This window comes from Chryseobacterium echinoideorum, from assembly GCF_007474535.1.
Taxonomy (GTDB): domain Bacteria; phylum Bacteroidota; class Bacteroidia; order Flavobacteriales; family Weeksellaceae; genus Chryseobacterium; species Chryseobacterium echinoideorum.
On the sequence record NZ_VKNW01000001.1, the window covers coordinates 548170 to 563858 of the forward strand.

Genomic DNA, 15689 nt, shown 5'->3' on the forward strand with positions numbered 1-15689 from the left:
AATATTATTATGAGGAGAATTTTACTAATTTTTTCATTATTACTGATAACAACAAGTCACTACTATTCTCAAACTCCTGAGTCCAGGAAACCGCAGAAGAAAACCCTTTCTGCTATGTCAAAAAAAGCAGGGGTGTTTATTGATGTCAATGCACCGGGATATCCAGAAACAGTGTTTTCACCGTTACAACTTGTGAAAGATGTTTTAATATCATCCGGAACAAATACGTGTTTAGTTCCCAATGTTTCCAACGTAACTGTAACTCCTAATTTGCCTGTTACCAACAACAACCGGTCTTGGGGATATTTTCACAGAGGAACTACCAATTTCCCTTTTAAGGATGGAATTATTCTGTCTACAGGTTTTGCTAGAAATGCCGGAAACACAGGAGCAACCGGAACATTGAGTGATAATAATACTGGTGGAACGGATTCTGATCTTGCAGCAGTAATCGGTGTTTCTGGTACCCTTACTAATGCTGCTGTGCTTGAGTTTGATTTTGTGCCTACAACTTCACAGATTAAATTTAATTATTTATTAGCGTCAGAAGAATATACTGGTTCTTTCCCATGTAATTATGCGGATGCTTTTGCATTATTGCTAAGACCGGTAAGTGGAGGGCCTTATGTAAATATGGCTGTTCTTCCTGGAGGAGCAGGTCCTGTAAGTGTTACCAATATACGTCCTGAAATTTCAGGATCTTGTGGAGCTGCGAACCCAACCTATTTTGGAGGCTATAATACGGCTAATATTGAAACCAATTTTTACGGAAGAACAGTGCCGCTTACAGCTACTGCAACAGTAGTACCGGGTCAGGCTTATCATTTTAAAATGGTTGTTGCTGATTTTGGACCCTATGGTGCAGATACCTCGTATGATACAGCAGTATTTCTAGAGGGTGGCTCATTCAACATAGGAGTAGAATTATTAGATAATACAGGGGCGACCTTACCAAGTGAAATCAATGTTTGTGATAAAGTTCCAACTGTTTTAACGGCCTCTGTAAATGACCCGATCATGACTTTTCAGTGGTTTTACGGAACCACTCCTATTCCTGGAGCTACTACCAATACAATTACAGCAATAGAACCAGGGGTTTATACTGTTGAAGTGAGTGTTCCTGGAAATCCTTGTCCCGGAAAAGCTTCTATTACAATTAATGGAGGCACTACTCCTCTCGGGCAGAATGCAACATATCTTCTGTGCAGCACTCCCGATATTACAACATTTGATTTAAACGGAGCAAAACCGCTCATGAGTCCGACACCTAATGCTACTTTTCATTTTTATGAAAACTTAGCTGATGCTCAGGCAAAAAATGATGCTTTCATTACCAATGTAGCCAATTATAATGGAGCCGACGGACAGATTTTATATGTTGTGATTTCAGATGGAGGGTTCTGTAGTGTTCTCGTAGAGCTTACTTTACATCGTGAAGTTACTCCTGTTGCGGGATTAATTCCAGACAGAATTAGAGTGTGTGCTGGAGAATCAGTTACACTTACAGCATCAGGCGGAGTGACTTATGAATGGGTAAATTTTAATGGAAGTGGTGATACCCAAACAGTTCCTGTTTATCAGACAACTACATTTGAAGTGTACGCAATCGGAACAAAAGGATGTAAATCCTTACAACCTGCCAGATTTACAGTAGAAGTAATTCCTGCAGTAAGTACTACTTTGCAAGATGTCGAGATGTGTATAGGCGACAGTTTAGTGTTAGATGCAGGAGCCGGAGATAATTACTCTTACTTATGGAGTACAGGAGCTACTACACAGACGATTACGGTTACAGAACTAGGTATTTATAAAGTTATTATAAAAAATGGAATTTGCGAAAATGAGTTCACTGTTAAGGTTCACGGAGCAGCTTCTCCTTATATCACTAATCTGAACTACGAAAATAATACCCTTACTGTAACTGCGGCAAACCCTATGATAAATAATATCTCAGTAGATCTGGAATATTCTTTGGATGGAGTTTTGTGGCAGGATTCTAATGTCTTTACAGGCCTTTTAGATAATACAAATTATACGGTAAGAGTTCGTTCTAAAGGTACAAGCTGTGCCGGAAGCATAGAGTTCTTCACATTGCAGATCAGCAATATCATTACTCCTAATCAGGATGGTGTGAATGATGTTTTGGATTTAACCTCTTTAATCGGATTTAAAAACTTCAATGGATCTATCTATGACAGATACGGAGTTGAGGTATTCAGATTTACAAAAGAAACACCAATCTGGAACGGAACTGTAGGTGGAAAAAAATTGCCTACTGCAACTTACTGGTATAAATTCAACTTTGAGTATAGCAAATCTAAAACTCAAATGAGCAGATCAGGATGGATTATGCTGAAAAACAGAGAATAAAAAAATAATTTAAGAAAAATAAAAATGCCTTTCAATCTGAGAGGCATTTTTTTGTTTTTTAAATATTGTCTTTCCAGAGTCTGGTAAACAAAATAAAGTCTGAAACACTGAGTTCTTCAGCTCTTTTATCTAAAAATTCATGAGTTTTTAAAGCATCAGGAATAGTCAGAATCTTCAATGCATTAGAAAGTTTTTTTCTTCTTTGGTTAAAACCTGCTTTCACTATTTGTTTAAATAGAACTTCATTTCCGGCAAGTCCTTCTTTTGGGTTTCTTGTTAATTTAATCACTCCGGATTTTACCTTAGGAGGAGGATTGAATACGTTCTCGTGTACCGTAAAAAGATATTTTACATCGTAATAAGCCTGAATCAAAACCGATAAGATACCGTAGTCTTTAGTTCTTGGAACCGCTGCTGTTCTTTCAGCCACTTCTTTCTGAAACATTCCAACCATTTCAGGGATCAGCTCATAATGATCGATTATTTTAAATAAAATCTGAGAAGAAATATTATAGGGGAAGTTTCCGATAATTGCAGTCTGTTCCTGACCAGAATCAGAAAAATCATATTTCAGAAAATCACCTACAAAACTTTTTTCGGTAATTTTAGAATAATTGTCTTTAAGATATTCAATAGATTCAGTATCAATCTCTGCAAGATAGAGATATTGTTCTTTTTCAATAAGATATTTGGTGAGAACTCCCATTCCCGGACCCACTTCAAGGATGCTGCTGTAGTTTTCAAAACTCAGTCCGTCTACAATTTTCCTTGCGATATTCTCGTCAGTCAAAAAGTGTTGACCGAGATGTTTTTTTGCTTTTACACTCAAAGTTTTTTATGATTTCGTTAACAATGATTTTCCTTAATTCGTCCCAAATTTCGGAAGTTTTTTTCTAATTTAGCCAAAAATTTTAATATTAATGGCTAAATCGGTGGATGACTTTAATAAGAGAAGGCTTAGATCCAGCAATATTACCGTAGTAGTAAGTATTGCTTTAGTATTATTTTTACTGGGATTAATGGGACTTATTCTGATCAATGCACAAAAATATTCTGATTATCTTAAGGAGCAGCTTGTAGTAAATGCTTATTTTGACGAAAACTATGATATTAAAGATTCTGCTAAAATAGCTAAGCTGGAAGCTGATGCAGTGCTGCAGATCCAGAAAATGGAGTCGGTAAAGCGTACCAAGTACATCTCAAAAACAATGGCAACAGCCGAAGCCAAAAAAAGTCTGGGTATAGATACGGAAGCATTATTTGAAGAGGATATTTATCCTGCTTCTGTGGAAATTGCTTTAAAACCGGAATTTAACGATTCTATTAAAATCATAGGTGTTCTTCAGCAGATCAAAGCTGTTCCTGGAATTACCGATGTAAAAAATGATTCGGATTCACAGCAGATTTATGACAAACTCAATAAAATTTTAAAATGGATATTAGCCTTTTGCGTACTGTTTTTGGTATTGGCAATTGTTTTAATTAATAATTCAATCCGTCTTAAAGTTTTCTCTAAAAGATTTATTATCAAAACAATGCAGCTGGTGGGAGCTAAGCGGAGATTTATTTTATCACCATTTATAAAAGAAGCTATTATTTTAGGATTATTGGGTGCGGTAATCGGATTGATGGCATTGTCCGGGATTTGGTACTACTTTACAACAACTATCAAGACTCCTTTTGTACAGGAAACCAATCAGTATATCTGGCTCGTTGCAGGGGTTTTTGGAGTCGGAATATTCATAACGGTATTAAGTACAATCGTTGCAACATGGAGGTTTCTGAGATCTAATGTTGATGACTTATATTATTCATAAAAATGAGCAAAAAAACAAATAAATTCTCTGCTACAGACTTTGGAAGCGAGACGGAAGCACCGAAGGAAAATAACTTTTATTTCGGAAAAGATAATTTCAAGTGGATGTTGATCGGTATTGCATGTATTGTAGTTGGTTTTCTGCTGATGATGGGACCAGACGCCAACACTGTCGATGGTAAGCTGGATCCTAATGCTTGGAATGATGATATTTTCTCCATCAGAAGAATAAGAATAGCACCATTACTTATTGTGATAGGATTCGGGATAGAAGTCTACGCAATCTTAAAAAGAAAATAAAAATACAATTTTATACAGAGATTAAGAAGTTCAGAATTTAAGGCATAGGTCTTAATATCTAAATTTCTTAATCTTTTAATTTAATCACCAAGAATGGATTTAGTAAAAGCAATCATCATTGCCATTATAGAAGGACTTACAGAATATTTACCAATTTCATCTACTGCCCACATGGGATTTACAGCCAGTTTATTAGGGTTAAAGGAAGATGAGTTTCTCAAAATGTTTCAGGTTTCTATACAATTTGGTGCCATTTTATCTGTTGTAGTAGCCTATTGGAAAAAGTTTTTCGATCTGAAAAATCTGCAGTTTTATTACAAACTTGGTTTTGCAGTAATTCCCGCTTTGGTTTTAGGATATATTTTTGATGATATGATAGAATCTGTTCTCGGAAACCAAATTGCCATTTCTGCGGTCTTGGTTTTAGGAGGAGTGATACTCTTATTTGCCGATCAATGGTTCAAAAATCCCGTTATTCATGACGAAAAAGGAATTTCCATTAAAAAAGCAGTCACAATTGGCTTTTGGCAGTGTCTTGCAATGATGCCGGGAACAAGTAGAAGTGCAGCTTCCATTATTGGCGGAATGACGCAGGGCTTATCAAGAAAAGCAGCTGCAGAGTTTTCTTTCTTTTTAGCAGTTCCTACCATGTTGGCGGTAACTGTTTACTCGGTTTTTGTAAAAACTTGGGGAAAAGAAACAGGCAACCCAATGAAAGGCTACGAAATGATTTTAGAATCTCAGGAGCACATTACCATCTTTATCGTAGGTAATATTGTTGCATTTGTGGTGGCATTGATCGCCATTAAAGCATTCATCGGAGTTTTAAACAAATACGGTTTCAAACCTTGGGGATGGTATCGTATTTTTGTAGGGATTGCCTTGCTGATTTATTTTTATTGGTTTAAATAATACATTGCGGAACAAATTAGCGATAATGATTTGGGCAGCAATTTCCGTCTTCCACTCCCGCTTTTTTGCCTGCGCTTCGTTTCGGCAAAAAGAGCTCCGTTCAAGCCGGGCTGCAAAATTCTCATAGTATTAAATTAACCCCAAATTTTAGTATCGAATTTTAAATCTTAAATCATCCAATGACAGCCGAAGAATTACAGTCAGGATATATATTTTTATTAGACAAGCCTTTAGATTGGACCTCTTTTCAGGCAGTCAATAAAATGAAATACAAACTGAAGCGTGAGTTTAATCTTCCTAAAAAATTCAAAATAGGTCATGCAGGAACTTTAGATCCGAGAGCAACAGGACTTCTCATTGTATGCACAGGAAAATTCACCAAAAAAATTCCTGAAATTCAGGACGCACCTAAAGAATACTGGACAGAAATTAAAATCGGTGTACAGACCGAATCTTATGATACAGAAAAACCTGAAATTCTTCATCAGGATATTTCAAATGTCACAGACGAAAATGTAAAAATTGTTTTGGATCAGTTTTTAGGTGAAATAGATCAAAAACCGCCGGTTTTTTCAGCCATTAAAATTGACGGAGCAAGAGCTTATAATTTGGCTAGAGCAGGAGAGGAGGTAGAGATGAAATCCAGAAAAACGACGATTTATTATATTAAAGATATTAACATTAATTTTCCTTTAGTCAGCTTTATCGTTGGGTGTTCAAAAGGAACCTATATCCGAAGTTTGGCTCACGATATCGGACAGGAGCTGGGTGTTGGAGCTTATCTTACCCAATTAAGAAGAACAAAAATCGGAGATTATAAAATTGAAGATGCCACAAGTGACTTCTTAGAAAGCGAATATAGATTTGAAAATTTATGATTAAAAACTTATTATTGATCTCTTATTTACTGTTTTCGATAACAGTATTTTCACAGGTTGACGGCTCAAAGAGACCTAAAATGAATTTCTATGTAAACCCAGCCTTAAATGTCGGGTACAATCTGGGAAATCGGATGAAGGATAATCAAAATAAAGATTCGCAATATTACCAACAATATTTAGCCCCTTATCTTCCCAATAAAATTACATTCGGAATGTCGATGGTTGGTGGTTATCATTTTCTTCCTAATTTTGCAGTTGGTACAGGTCTGAAATACAGTTATATTGATCCTGATTTTCACATGATGTATTGGCTCATTCAGCCAAAATTTATTTTCAATCCGGGAGATGAAGCCTTCTTTATTGATGTTACTTATGGAAAGCAATTGAATAGATCGGCAGTGTCAAATTCTGATTTCTGGAGTTTAAAAGCGGGTCTTCAGGTTTCTTATTCAAAAAGATTGAGTCAGGAAGGAGGTCTGGTTTTAGAAAGGTTTCAATTGGGAGCATCCAATGCTGTATTTATCGGAATAAGCTACGGAATCACCGTTTTCAGTAACAAAAATTACACAGTAGAAGGAATAGAATAATGGAAAAAACGCGTATCAACAAGTATCTTTCGGAAGTTGGATATTGCTCAAGAAGAGCTGCAGATAAGCTGTTGGAAGAAGGTAGAATAAAAATCAACGGAAAAATTCCTGAACTCGGAACAAAAATTTCAGACGAAGATCTTGTGGAAGTTGATGGCAAACCCATTTCCGAGCCTAAGGAAAATCATGTTTATATTGCATTCAACAAACCTGTAGGAATAGTTTGCACTACAGATGCCAAGAGAGAAAAAGATAATATTGTAGATTACATCAATCACCCCAAAAGAATTTTTCCGATCGGAAGATTGGATAAGCCAAGTGAAGGGCTTATTCTTCTTACTTCAGATGGCGATATCGTCAATAAAATTCTCCGTGCAAGAAACAATCACGAAAAAGAATATCTTGTAAGAGTTGATAAACCCATCAATCCTAAGTTTCTGGAAAAAATGCGAAACGGGGTTCCTATTTTAAATACGGTTACCAAAAAATGTGAAGTAGAAAAAATTGATGATATGACATTCCGTATTGTATTGACACAGGGTTTGAACAGACAGATCAGAAGAATGTGCGAATACCTCGGTTTTGAAGTCAAAAAACTAAAGCGCATCAGAATTATGAATATTAAATTAGACCTGCCTGTTGGAAAATGGAGAGATCTTTCGGATGAGGAAATGCAACGTCTTAATTTTCTTTTGGAGGAATCAAGCAAAACTGCGGATTAATTTTAGTTCAATTCAAATAAATCAGCTCCGGACCACATTCACATTTTCTGAACGTATATTAGAAATGATTTTGAATAATTTACAAATAAAAAGAAAATAATCTTTGTTGTATATCTGAAATAAAATCGTAATTTTGCACCACTTTTTGTGGAAAGGTTTGTAAAAAGTAAATTATTAATAATTAATGACTTCCGTATTTTTTAACGCCACAGTTATTCAAACCATTAAAAAAGAAGGAATACAAATTTTTAGAAAATGTCAAAAGAGACAAATTCAGCAGAGGTTTTATTAAACCAAAACGTAGCACCGGAACAATTTGATTGGGATTCTTTCGAATCTGGTCTTGATGCAGACGCAAGAAAAGAAAAAAGCGATCTTGAAGAAATCTACAACGGATCTCTAAACAACCTAAGCGATAACGACGTATTAGTTGGAAAAGTAGTAAGATTAACTGATAAAGAAGCTATCGTAGACATCAACTTCAAATCTGAAGGTGTTATTTCTCTTAACGAATTCCGTTACAACCAAGGTTTAAGCGTAGGTGATGAGGTTGAAGTAATGGTTGACAGAAGAGAAGACAAAACTGGTCAGTTACAATTATCTCACAGAAAAGCTAGAACATTGAAAGCTTGGGATAAAGTAAACGAACTTCACGAAACAGGTGAAATCGTGAACGGTTTTGTAAAATCAAGAACTAAAGGTGGTATGATCGTAGACGTACACGGAATCGAAGCATTCTTACCTGGTTCTCAAATTGATGTTAAGCCAATTAAAGATTACGATCAGTTCGTAGGTAAAACGATGGAGTTCAAGGTGGTGAAAATCAACCCTGAGTTCAAAAACGTAGTAGTATCTCACAAAGCATTGATCGAAGCAGATATTGAAGGTCAGAAAAAAGAAATCATCGCTCAGTTAGAAAAAGGACAAGTTCTTGAAGGTACTGTTAAGAATATTACTTCTTACGGTGTATTCATCGACCTTGGAGGTGTTGACGGATTGATCCACATTACAGACCTTTCTTGGTCTAGAGTGAACCACCCATCTGAAATCCTTGAGGACGGACAAACTGTGAAAGTGGTTATCCTTGACTTCGATGATGAGAAAACAAGAATCCAATTAGGTATGAAGCAATTGGAAGCTCATCCTTGGGATGCTCTTTCTGCTGATATGAAAGTTGGAGATAAAGTAAAAGGAAAAGTAGTCGTTCTTGCTGACTATGGTGCATTTGTAGAAATTGCTCCAGGTGTAGAAGGATTGATCCACGTTTCTGAAATGTCTTGGTCTACTCACTTGAGAAGTGCAGGAGATTTTGTAAAAGTAGGTGATGAAGTAGAAGCTGAAGTATTGACTTTAGACAGAGAAGACAGAAAAATCTCTTTAGGTATGAAACAATTATCTAAAGATCCATGGGAAAACATTGAAGCTAAATATCCGGTAGGTTCTCAACACGTTGGAACTGTAAGAAACTTTACAAACTTCGGTGTATTCGTAGAATTGGAAGAAGGTATTGACGGATTAATCTATATCTCTGATCTTTCTTGGACTAAGAAAATCAAACATCCTTCAGAATTCTGCAACGTAGGTGATAAACTAGATGTTGTAGTTCTTGAATTGGATATCCAGGCTAGAAGATTATCTCTGGGACACAAGCAATTGACTGAAAATCCTTGGGATAAATTCGAAACTAAATATGCTGAAGGAACTGTACACGCTGGTAAAGCGGTAGAAGTACACGATAAAGGTGCTTCTGTACAATTTGAAGATGCTGAAGTTGAAGCTTTCTGCCCATCAAGATTGTTAGAGAAAGAAGACGGATCTAAAATCAAGAAAGGGGAAGAGGCTGATTTCAAAGTAATTGAATTCAACAAAGAATTTAAGAGAGTAGTAGTTTCTCACACAGGAATCTTCAGAGACGAAGAGAAAAAGAATGTGAAAGAATCTTCTAACAGAAATACATCTTCTTCTAACAATGAAGAAAGATCAACTCTTGGAGATATTGATGCTTTAGCAGAATTGAAAAAGAAAATGGAAGGAGGGAAATAATCCTGAAAACATTTTTTAATATATAACCACTCGAAAGAGTGGTTTTTTTGTTTATATGACTTTAAAAACAATCCATAAAAAAAATGTAATCGTATATTAAATTTCAAGAAAGGAATTGAGAAATTGTTAGTAAATTTATCAATCAAAACGATTAATCATGGATTATAATATTACTTTTTTAATAAAATCTAAATTAAAAACTCTTTTGGCAGCATTTTTTGCTGTTTTTTCCATCATGCTTTTTGCGCAGGAAAATGAAAGATTGATAAAAGATTATATAGTAAAAACTAAAATCAATGATTTTAAAAAAACTGATCTTGCAGATTTTAAAATTGACAATACAGACTTTTCCAATTCTTTGAATGGGGAAGTCATTAAAATACAGCAGATATTCAAAGGCATTCCTATTCACAATTCTTTAGCAACTGCTTTTATTAAAGACAGAAAAGTTACTTATTTTAGTGATAATTTTGTCAAAAACTTTACAATGTCTTCTGATATCGTAATGGTTTCCAAAAAAAATGCATTAGAAAAGATTGCTGTTTCTTTTAACAAAAAAGAAATAGCAGATTATGTAATATTAAATGATTCAGATAAAGAACCTGATTACAAAAACTTTGCAAAACAAAAATTTGTATACGTACTTTCAGGTTCTGACTTAAAATTATGCCATCAATTTTTATTTCACGACCCACAAAATTCAAAATATTGGAACGTTTTAGTTGATGCTTATTTGGGTGAAATTATTTCAAAGGAAAACCTTACTTTAGAATGTAATTTTCATATTGATGCTTACGCTCATGATTTTACATATCAAGATATTATCAATACTAAATTAAATAAAAAACGATCAAAAATATTTCTGGCTGATAATGCAAATTATAATATTTTCCCACTTCCAATAGAAGCACCTACGTTTGGCAGTAGAGTACAGGTTTCAAATCCATGGCTTTTATCTTCTTCTCCTGAAGGTTGGCATTCAACAGGAACCGAAAAATTTACGATCACAAGAGGTAATAATGTTTATGCTTATGAAGACAGAAATGATAAAGATCAACCGGGATATTCTCCGGATGGCGGATCTTCCTTAAGCTTTAATTTTCCTTTTTCAATCAACGGAACTCCGGATTTTAACCAAAATGCAGCAATTACTAATTTATTTTATACAACAAACAGAGTACATGATATTTTCTATCAGTTTGGTTTTACAGAGTCTGCAAGAAATTTTCAACAGAATAATTTTGGAAAAGGCGGCACCGGAAATGATTACCTTTTAGCTGAATCTCAAGACGGAGGAGGATTAAATAATGCTAATTTTACTACTCCTTCTGATGGAAATAAACCTGTGATGCAGATGTATTTGTGGTCAAAAGTCAACAGATATTTTTATTATAATGCTCCCCTTTCTGCAATTCCGCGTGTTCCACAGGCAAGTGCAGCTCAATTTGGATCACAGTTGAATGGTACAGGGGTGACGGGAGATGTTGTGCTAGCAAACGTGATTGATGGCTGTGTACCATTAACCGCAAATTCTTTAGTGGGAAAAATAGGTTTGATAGAGAGAGGAGGAGGAACCAATTGTACTTTTGCTCTGAAAGTAAAAAATGCTCAGGAGGCAGGCGCAGTGGCTGCTATTATTTACAATAATCCTGGAGCGACAAATTTTCCTGCATCAATGGGCGGAACAGATCCTTCGATCACCATACCTTCGGTTTTGATTAATAATGCTGAAGGAGAGTATATTAAAACCCAGCTGAATAATTCATTAACGGTAAATGTCACTCTCAAAAGTGATCCAGCAACTGCGGTAACTCCTGACGGAAGTTTTGATAACGGAATTATCACCCATGAATACGGACACGGAATTACCAACAGGTTGACTGGAAACGGATTTACCTGCCTTTCCAAAGAGCAGAGCAAAGAACAAATGGGAGAGGGATGGTCAGATTTTTTTGCATTAATGTTGACCAGCAATCCAAATGCTGATGCTTCCATTCCAAGAAGTATAGGATCTTATGCAAGTGGGCAATCTGCAGCGGGTTTAGGATTTAGACCTGCAAAGTATTCACCCGATTTTTCTGTGAATGATTACACGTATGCAGACACCAACGGAATGGAATTTGAGGAAGATGGCGAAATTGTTCCGAACGTACACCGAATAGGATTTGTATGGGGATCAATGCTGTGGGATCTTCATTGGCAGTATGCTTCAAAATATGGTTATTCTTCTGATGTTACTGCCAATAAAAACAGCGGAAGTGCAAGAGTTTTACAATTGGTAACAGATGCTTTGAAATTACAGACCTGCAATCCTACATTCATTGACGGAAGGAATGCAGTACTGAATACTGAAATGCTTACAACGGGTGGCGAAGATCGCTGTATGATTTGGAAAACCTTTGCTAAAAGAGGGTTAGGTCTGAATGCTTCTGCGGGAAGTAAAACCAATATTAATGATCAGGTAGAAGATTTTTCTCTTCCGGCAGACTGTAGAGAAGGAAATGCGAATCTTGTAATAGACAGAAGCTTAATCAAAATTTATCCAAATCCTGCTAAAGACGAGTTTTTTATTTATCTGAAAGAAAATACTATTGGGAAATTATTTGTTCAGATGTATGATATGTCAGGAAAATTGGTGCTTTCTGAGGACAGATTCTCACCCGATGCAAGAATTCCTGTTTCCACAAAAGATTTAGAAAATGGAGTGTATATTGTAAGTGTTCAGGGAATTGGAGTAGATGTCAGAACAAAAATTATTATTAAAAAATAATTTTCAATATTTATTTACTTCAATGTATTTTGTTGATTAAAATAATAATAAATCATAGATTGATTTAATAATAAACAGATATGAAATTTAAACAGGCTCTCGGCTTCATTTCTTAAAAGCGAGCTATCAATATAAATTATTGTATATTTGCCGGCTTTTTAAAAAATTATGAAGAAGAATATTGTTAAAGGAATTTTATTTGTGGCATTAGGGGCAAGCGTTTACGGAATGTTGGCAACTTTCGTTAAAATGTCTTACAAAGAAGGATATACGACAGCAGAAGTTACTACCTCACAATTTGTTTTAGGAATAATTGGGCTTTTGGTTCTCAATTTTGTTCAGACAATCACTTCAAAAAAGAAACTTTCTTCGCCATCAGCAAAAGAAATGAAAGGTCTACTTATTGCGGGAACCTCACTGGGATGCACAAGTCTTTTCTATTATATTTCGGTACAGTATATTGCTGTTTCAGTGGCTATCGTTCTTTTGATGCAGTCAGTGTGGTTTAGCGTTGTAGCAGAAAGTTTTTTAATGAAAAAAATACCCGGTTTCAGAAAAATTTTTGCAACAGTAATTGTTTTATGTGGAACAGTATTAGCAACCAATCTTATTAATTTAGAAGTGAATCTTGACTGGAAAGGAATTTTTTGGGGATTGCTGGCTGCAGTTTCATTTACTGTGACAATGTTTACTTCCAATACTATTGCAACTCATCTGCCTGTTTTACGCAAAAGTATGATTATGCTGAGCGGTGGTTCGGTAGTTATTTTTCTTTTCTTATTTTTTGCACAGATAGGTCCGTTATATTCTGAAAGTCTGAAATTATTTTATCTGAATTTTACAGATAATACTCAGCATATCAGACCTTTCAATATATCTATTTTCTGGACTTATGGTTTCATTTTAGCATTATTCGGAACTATTATTCCGCCAATATTATTCAATCTGGGGTTTCCCAATACGGGTTTAGGTTTAGGAAGCATTATTTCCTCATTAGAACTTCCTGTTTCTGTAACAATGGCATTCTTTCTTTTAAATGAAAAAGTTATTTTAATTCAGTGGGTCGGAATTGTTTTGATTCTTACAGCCATTGTTTTAATGAATTTACCATCAGGAAAGAAACAAAGTATATTAAATTATCACTGAAAATCAAAAACCGTCTCTTATTGGGACGGTTTTCTTTTACCATTGTTTTCTCCTGGCATAAATGAAAGTTATTACAACAATAGTAATCATAATGCCTAAAGTAATGTAATAACCTGATTTTGTGTGAAGTTCAGGCATATTGTCGAAATTCATCCCATATAATCCGGCAATAAAAGTAATCGGTAAAAAATAAACAGAGTAAATCGCCAGAACTTTCATTACCTGATTTGCCTTTTGATCAGAAAGAGCTAAAAACATAGAAATTAAGTTAGTAATCTGAGCATTGAGGTGATCAAAGTCTGCAATAACGTCTTTATGTTTGTCTTTTAGGTCTACAAACTCAGCATCCTGAATGTCGAGAAATTTGAATTTATCTATAGCATCGGAAGAAATAGTCATCACTCTTGCATTAAGACCGGACTTCCTTTTCAGTCTGTAGAGTCTTCTGATTTCGTTGGTGTGATTGGTGTTTTTCAGAAAAATTTCATTTTCTATATTATCCATTGTTTCAAATAAATTCAGAGATTCATCATCAAAACTTTTCATGATAAGCAAAGCAATCATGAGGGCAATTTTGTCAGAAGAGCAATCTTCTTGTTCTGCAGAAAGTCGCTTTTTGGTTTCCGAAATACTTTTGGTTTTCATCCGGTGAACGGTTATGATTGTTTTTTCAAGAATGAAAATACCTATTTTAGTACTGATGTCACTTATTGTATTAAGATTTTTGCGTTCCAGCTCAGTACTTTCCCGCAGAAGAAAAAACTTTACATTGCCATCTTCCTCATATTTTGGAAGGTGATTGGGATCCAGCGTATCTTCCAGAAGAAGATTGTTAATCTGATATCTTTCGTGAAGAAACTGTATGTCTTCGGAAGTTGGAGCTTCTACGTCTATCCATTCGCAGTTCGAATCTCTGTAAAATGTGTTAATCGGCATAAAGTAAAAATACTGATATTTTAAAATAGGATGTATTGAATAAGTTTTATATTTGTCAAAATTAAACAAACTATATGATTAAAAGTACAATAAAAGGAATAGGATTTCATGTCCCTGATCATGTCGTTACCAATGATGATTTAGTAAAATTGATGAATACCAATGATGAATGGATTACAGAACGTACCGGAATTAAAGAAAGAAGACATCGTCTCAATAGAAATGATTCCCAGGAAACCTCTGCATATTTAGCATTTAAAGCATCTGAAAAAGCTCTGAAAAACGCTGGTCTCAAGGCAAAAGATATAGATTACATTGTTTTTGCGACACTTTCTCCCGATTATTATTTTCCGGGATGTGGGGTTTTGCTCCAAGATATGCTGGGTTGTGATACGATAGGAGCTTTAGATGTGAGAAACCAGTGTTCGGGTTTTGTATACGCAATGAGCGTAGCCAATGCGTTTATCAAGTCAGGAGCTTACAAAAATATTTTGGTTGTAGGAGCTGAAGTTCACTCTTTTGGATTAGATTTTTCTGATGAAGGCAGAGGTGTTTCAGTAATTTTCGGTGACGGAGCAGGAGCTGTTATCCTTTCAGCGAGCGAAGATGAGAATGCAGGAGATATCTTAGCGATGAATATGCATTCGGAAGGAAAATATGCAGATGAGCTTTGCACGCAATTTCCCGGTTCGAAATTCGGATGGAGTGATAGAATGCGAAAAGAACCAGAAAATGTGACCAATAAAGAAGTTTATCCTATTATGAATGGCAATTTTGTATTCAAACATGCCGTAACAAGATTTCCGGAAACCATGAAAGAAGCCTTAGATAAAGCAGGAAAAACAATTGACGATTTGGATATGTTTATTCCTCATCAGGCAAATCTCAGAATAGCACAGTTTGTACAACAGAAGTTTGGACTTCCTGATGACAAAATTTACAATAATATCCAAAGATACGGAAACACCACAGCAGCCTCCATTCCTATTGCATTAAGCGAAGCCATCGAAAAGGGAAAGGTCAAAAGAGGAGATTTGGTTTTGCTTTCTGCTTTTGGAAGCGGCTTTACCTGGGGAAGTATTTTATTTGAATACTAATCCGTTTTATAATAAAAAAAATAACCTCTGAATCATTCCGGAGGTATTTTTATGTCCTTTTCTTTTCCTTTTTGCTTTTTTTTTAAATTTTTCTCACAGTTATTCAGGG

At 35.2% G+C, this 15689-nt stretch carries 13 protein-coding genes; 11 read left to right on the forward strand and 2 right to left on the reverse strand.

Going from position 1 to position 15689, the window contains the following annotated elements; translation table 11 throughout:
• The first annotated feature begins 114 nt into the window (after nucleotides 1–114).
• Nucleotides 115–2370: a choice-of-anchor L domain-containing protein gene (locus FOL89_RS02355; protein ID WP_228444843.1), complete on the forward strand. Its 2256-nt coding sequence runs from the start codon at nucleotides 115–117 to the stop codon at nucleotides 2368–2370.
• A gap of 58 nt (nucleotides 2371–2428) precedes the next feature.
• On the opposite strand, the gene rsmA is transcribed toward FOL89_RS02355, so the two are convergent.
• A complete protein-coding gene (rsmA, locus tag FOL89_RS02360; protein ID WP_144281239.1) occupies nucleotides 2429–3199 on the reverse strand; it encodes a 16S rRNA (adenine(1518)-N(6)/adenine(1519)-N(6))-dimethyltransferase RsmA in 771 nt (256 codons plus the stop codon).
• A 91-nt stretch (nucleotides 3200–3290) separates the two neighbouring features.
• Here rsmA and FOL89_RS02365 point away from each other — a divergent pair, with 91 nt between their 5' ends.
• The 9 genes from FOL89_RS02365 to FOL89_RS02405 all read left to right on the forward strand — a co-directional run bounded on the left by FOL89_RS02365 (nucleotide 3291) and on the right by FOL89_RS02405 (nucleotide 13547).
• The gene (locus FOL89_RS02365) at nucleotides 3291–4187 is read left to right on the forward strand and encodes a cell division protein FtsX (protein WP_144281240.1); all 897 of its coding nucleotides are present in this window, start codon (nucleotides 3291–3293) and stop codon (nucleotides 4185–4187) included.
• Between the two features lie 2 nt (nucleotides 4188–4189).
• Nucleotides 4190–4486, forward strand: coding sequence for a DUF3098 domain-containing protein (locus tag FOL89_RS02370; RefSeq protein ID WP_144281241.1), 297 nt, complete (start codon nucleotides 4190–4192; stop codon nucleotides 4484–4486).
• A 93-nt stretch (nucleotides 4487–4579) separates the two neighbouring features.
• Nucleotides 4580–5398, forward strand: a complete 819-nt coding sequence (locus FOL89_RS02375; RefSeq protein ID WP_144281242.1) for an undecaprenyl-diphosphate phosphatase — start codon at nucleotides 4580–4582, stop codon at nucleotides 5396–5398.
• Between the two features lie 179 nt (nucleotides 5399–5577).
• Nucleotides 5578–6276 carry a tRNA pseudouridine(55) synthase TruB gene (truB, locus tag FOL89_RS02380; protein ID WP_144281243.1) on the forward strand — a complete coding sequence of 233 codons (699 nt, stop codon included), beginning with the start codon at nucleotides 5578–5580 and terminating at the stop codon, nucleotides 6274–6276.
• Complete coding sequence (locus tag FOL89_RS02385) at nucleotides 6273–6866, forward strand: hypothetical protein (protein ID WP_144281244.1); 594 nt, start codon at nucleotides 6273–6275, stop codon at nucleotides 6864–6866. The genes truB and FOL89_RS02385 overlap by 4 nt, the downstream gene beginning before the upstream one ends.
• Complete coding sequence (gene rluF / locus FOL89_RS02390) at nucleotides 6866–7588, forward strand: 23S rRNA pseudouridine(2604) synthase RluF (protein WP_144281245.1); 723 nt, start codon at nucleotides 6866–6868, stop codon at nucleotides 7586–7588. Before FOL89_RS02385 ends, rluF begins: the two co-directional genes overlap by 1 nt.
• Nucleotides 7589–7843: 255 nt before the next feature.
• Nucleotides 7844–9631, forward strand: a complete 1788-nt coding sequence (gene rpsA / locus FOL89_RS02395) for a 30S ribosomal protein S1 (protein WP_144281246.1) — start codon at nucleotides 7844–7846, stop codon at nucleotides 9629–9631.
• 157 nt (nucleotides 9632–9788) lie between these two features.
• A complete protein-coding gene (locus tag FOL89_RS02400; RefSeq protein WP_144281247.1) occupies nucleotides 9789–12401 on the forward strand; it encodes a T9SS-dependent M36 family metallopeptidase in 2613 nt (870 codons plus the stop codon).
• A 165-nt stretch (nucleotides 12402–12566) separates the two neighbouring features.
• Nucleotides 12567–13547 (forward strand): EamA family transporter, encoded by a 981-nt coding sequence (locus FOL89_RS02405; protein ID WP_144281248.1) that lies wholly within the window; start codon nucleotides 12567–12569, stop codon nucleotides 13545–13547.
• Nucleotides 13548–13583: 36 nt separating this feature from the next.
• Here FOL89_RS02405 and FOL89_RS02410 read toward each other — a convergent pair whose 3' ends face one another.
• On the reverse strand, nucleotides 13584–14483 hold the full coding sequence (locus FOL89_RS02410) for a magnesium transporter CorA family protein (protein WP_144281249.1): 900 nt from the start codon (nucleotides 14481–14483) through the stop codon (nucleotides 13584–13586).
• 74 nt (nucleotides 14484–14557) lie between these two features.
• Here FOL89_RS02410 and FOL89_RS02415 point away from each other — a divergent pair, with 74 nt between their 5' ends.
• Entirely contained in the window at nucleotides 14558–15580 is a 1023-nt protein-coding gene (locus FOL89_RS02415) for a 3-oxoacyl-ACP synthase III family protein (RefSeq protein ID WP_144281250.1), read from the forward strand.
• Nucleotides 15581–15689 lie beyond the last annotated feature (109 nt).

What these genes read in the sequence shown, in the direction of transcription:
- FOL89_RS02355 (WP_228444843.1), top strand. Translation starts at nt 115, where the DNA reads ATGTCAAAAAAAGCAGGGGTGTTTATTGATGTCAATGCACCGGGATAT.
- FOL89_RS02365 (WP_144281240.1), top strand. Translation starts at nt 3,291, where the DNA reads ATGGCTAAATCGGTGGATGACTTTAATAAGAGAAGGCTTAGATCCAGC.
- FOL89_RS02370 (WP_144281241.1), top strand. Translation starts at nt 4,190, where the DNA reads ATGAGCAAAAAAACAAATAAATTCTCTGCTACAGACTTTGGAAGCGAG.
- FOL89_RS02375 (WP_144281242.1), top strand. Translation starts at nt 4,580, where the DNA reads ATGGATTTAGTAAAAGCAATCATCATTGCCATTATAGAAGGACTTACA.
- truB (WP_144281243.1), top strand. Translation starts at nt 5,578, where the DNA reads ATGACAGCCGAAGAATTACAGTCAGGATATATATTTTTATTAGACAAG.
- FOL89_RS02385 (WP_144281244.1), top strand. Translation starts at nt 6,273, where the DNA reads ATGATTAAAAACTTATTATTGATCTCTTATTTACTGTTTTCGATAACA.
- rluF (WP_144281245.1), top strand. Translation starts at nt 6,866, where the DNA reads ATGGAAAAAACGCGTATCAACAAGTATCTTTCGGAAGTTGGATATTGC.
- rpsA (WP_144281246.1), top strand. Translation starts at nt 7,844, where the DNA reads ATGTCAAAAGAGACAAATTCAGCAGAGGTTTTATTAAACCAAAACGTA.
- FOL89_RS02400 (WP_144281247.1), top strand. Translation starts at nt 9,789, where the DNA reads ATGGATTATAATATTACTTTTTTAATAAAATCTAAATTAAAAACTCTT.
- FOL89_RS02410 (WP_144281249.1), bottom strand. Translation starts at nt 14,483, where the DNA reads ATGCCGATTAACACATTTTACAGAGATTCGAACTGCGAATGGATAGAC.
- FOL89_RS02415 (WP_144281250.1), top strand. Translation starts at nt 14,558, where the DNA reads ATGATTAAAAGTACAATAAAAGGAATAGGATTTCATGTCCCTGATCAT.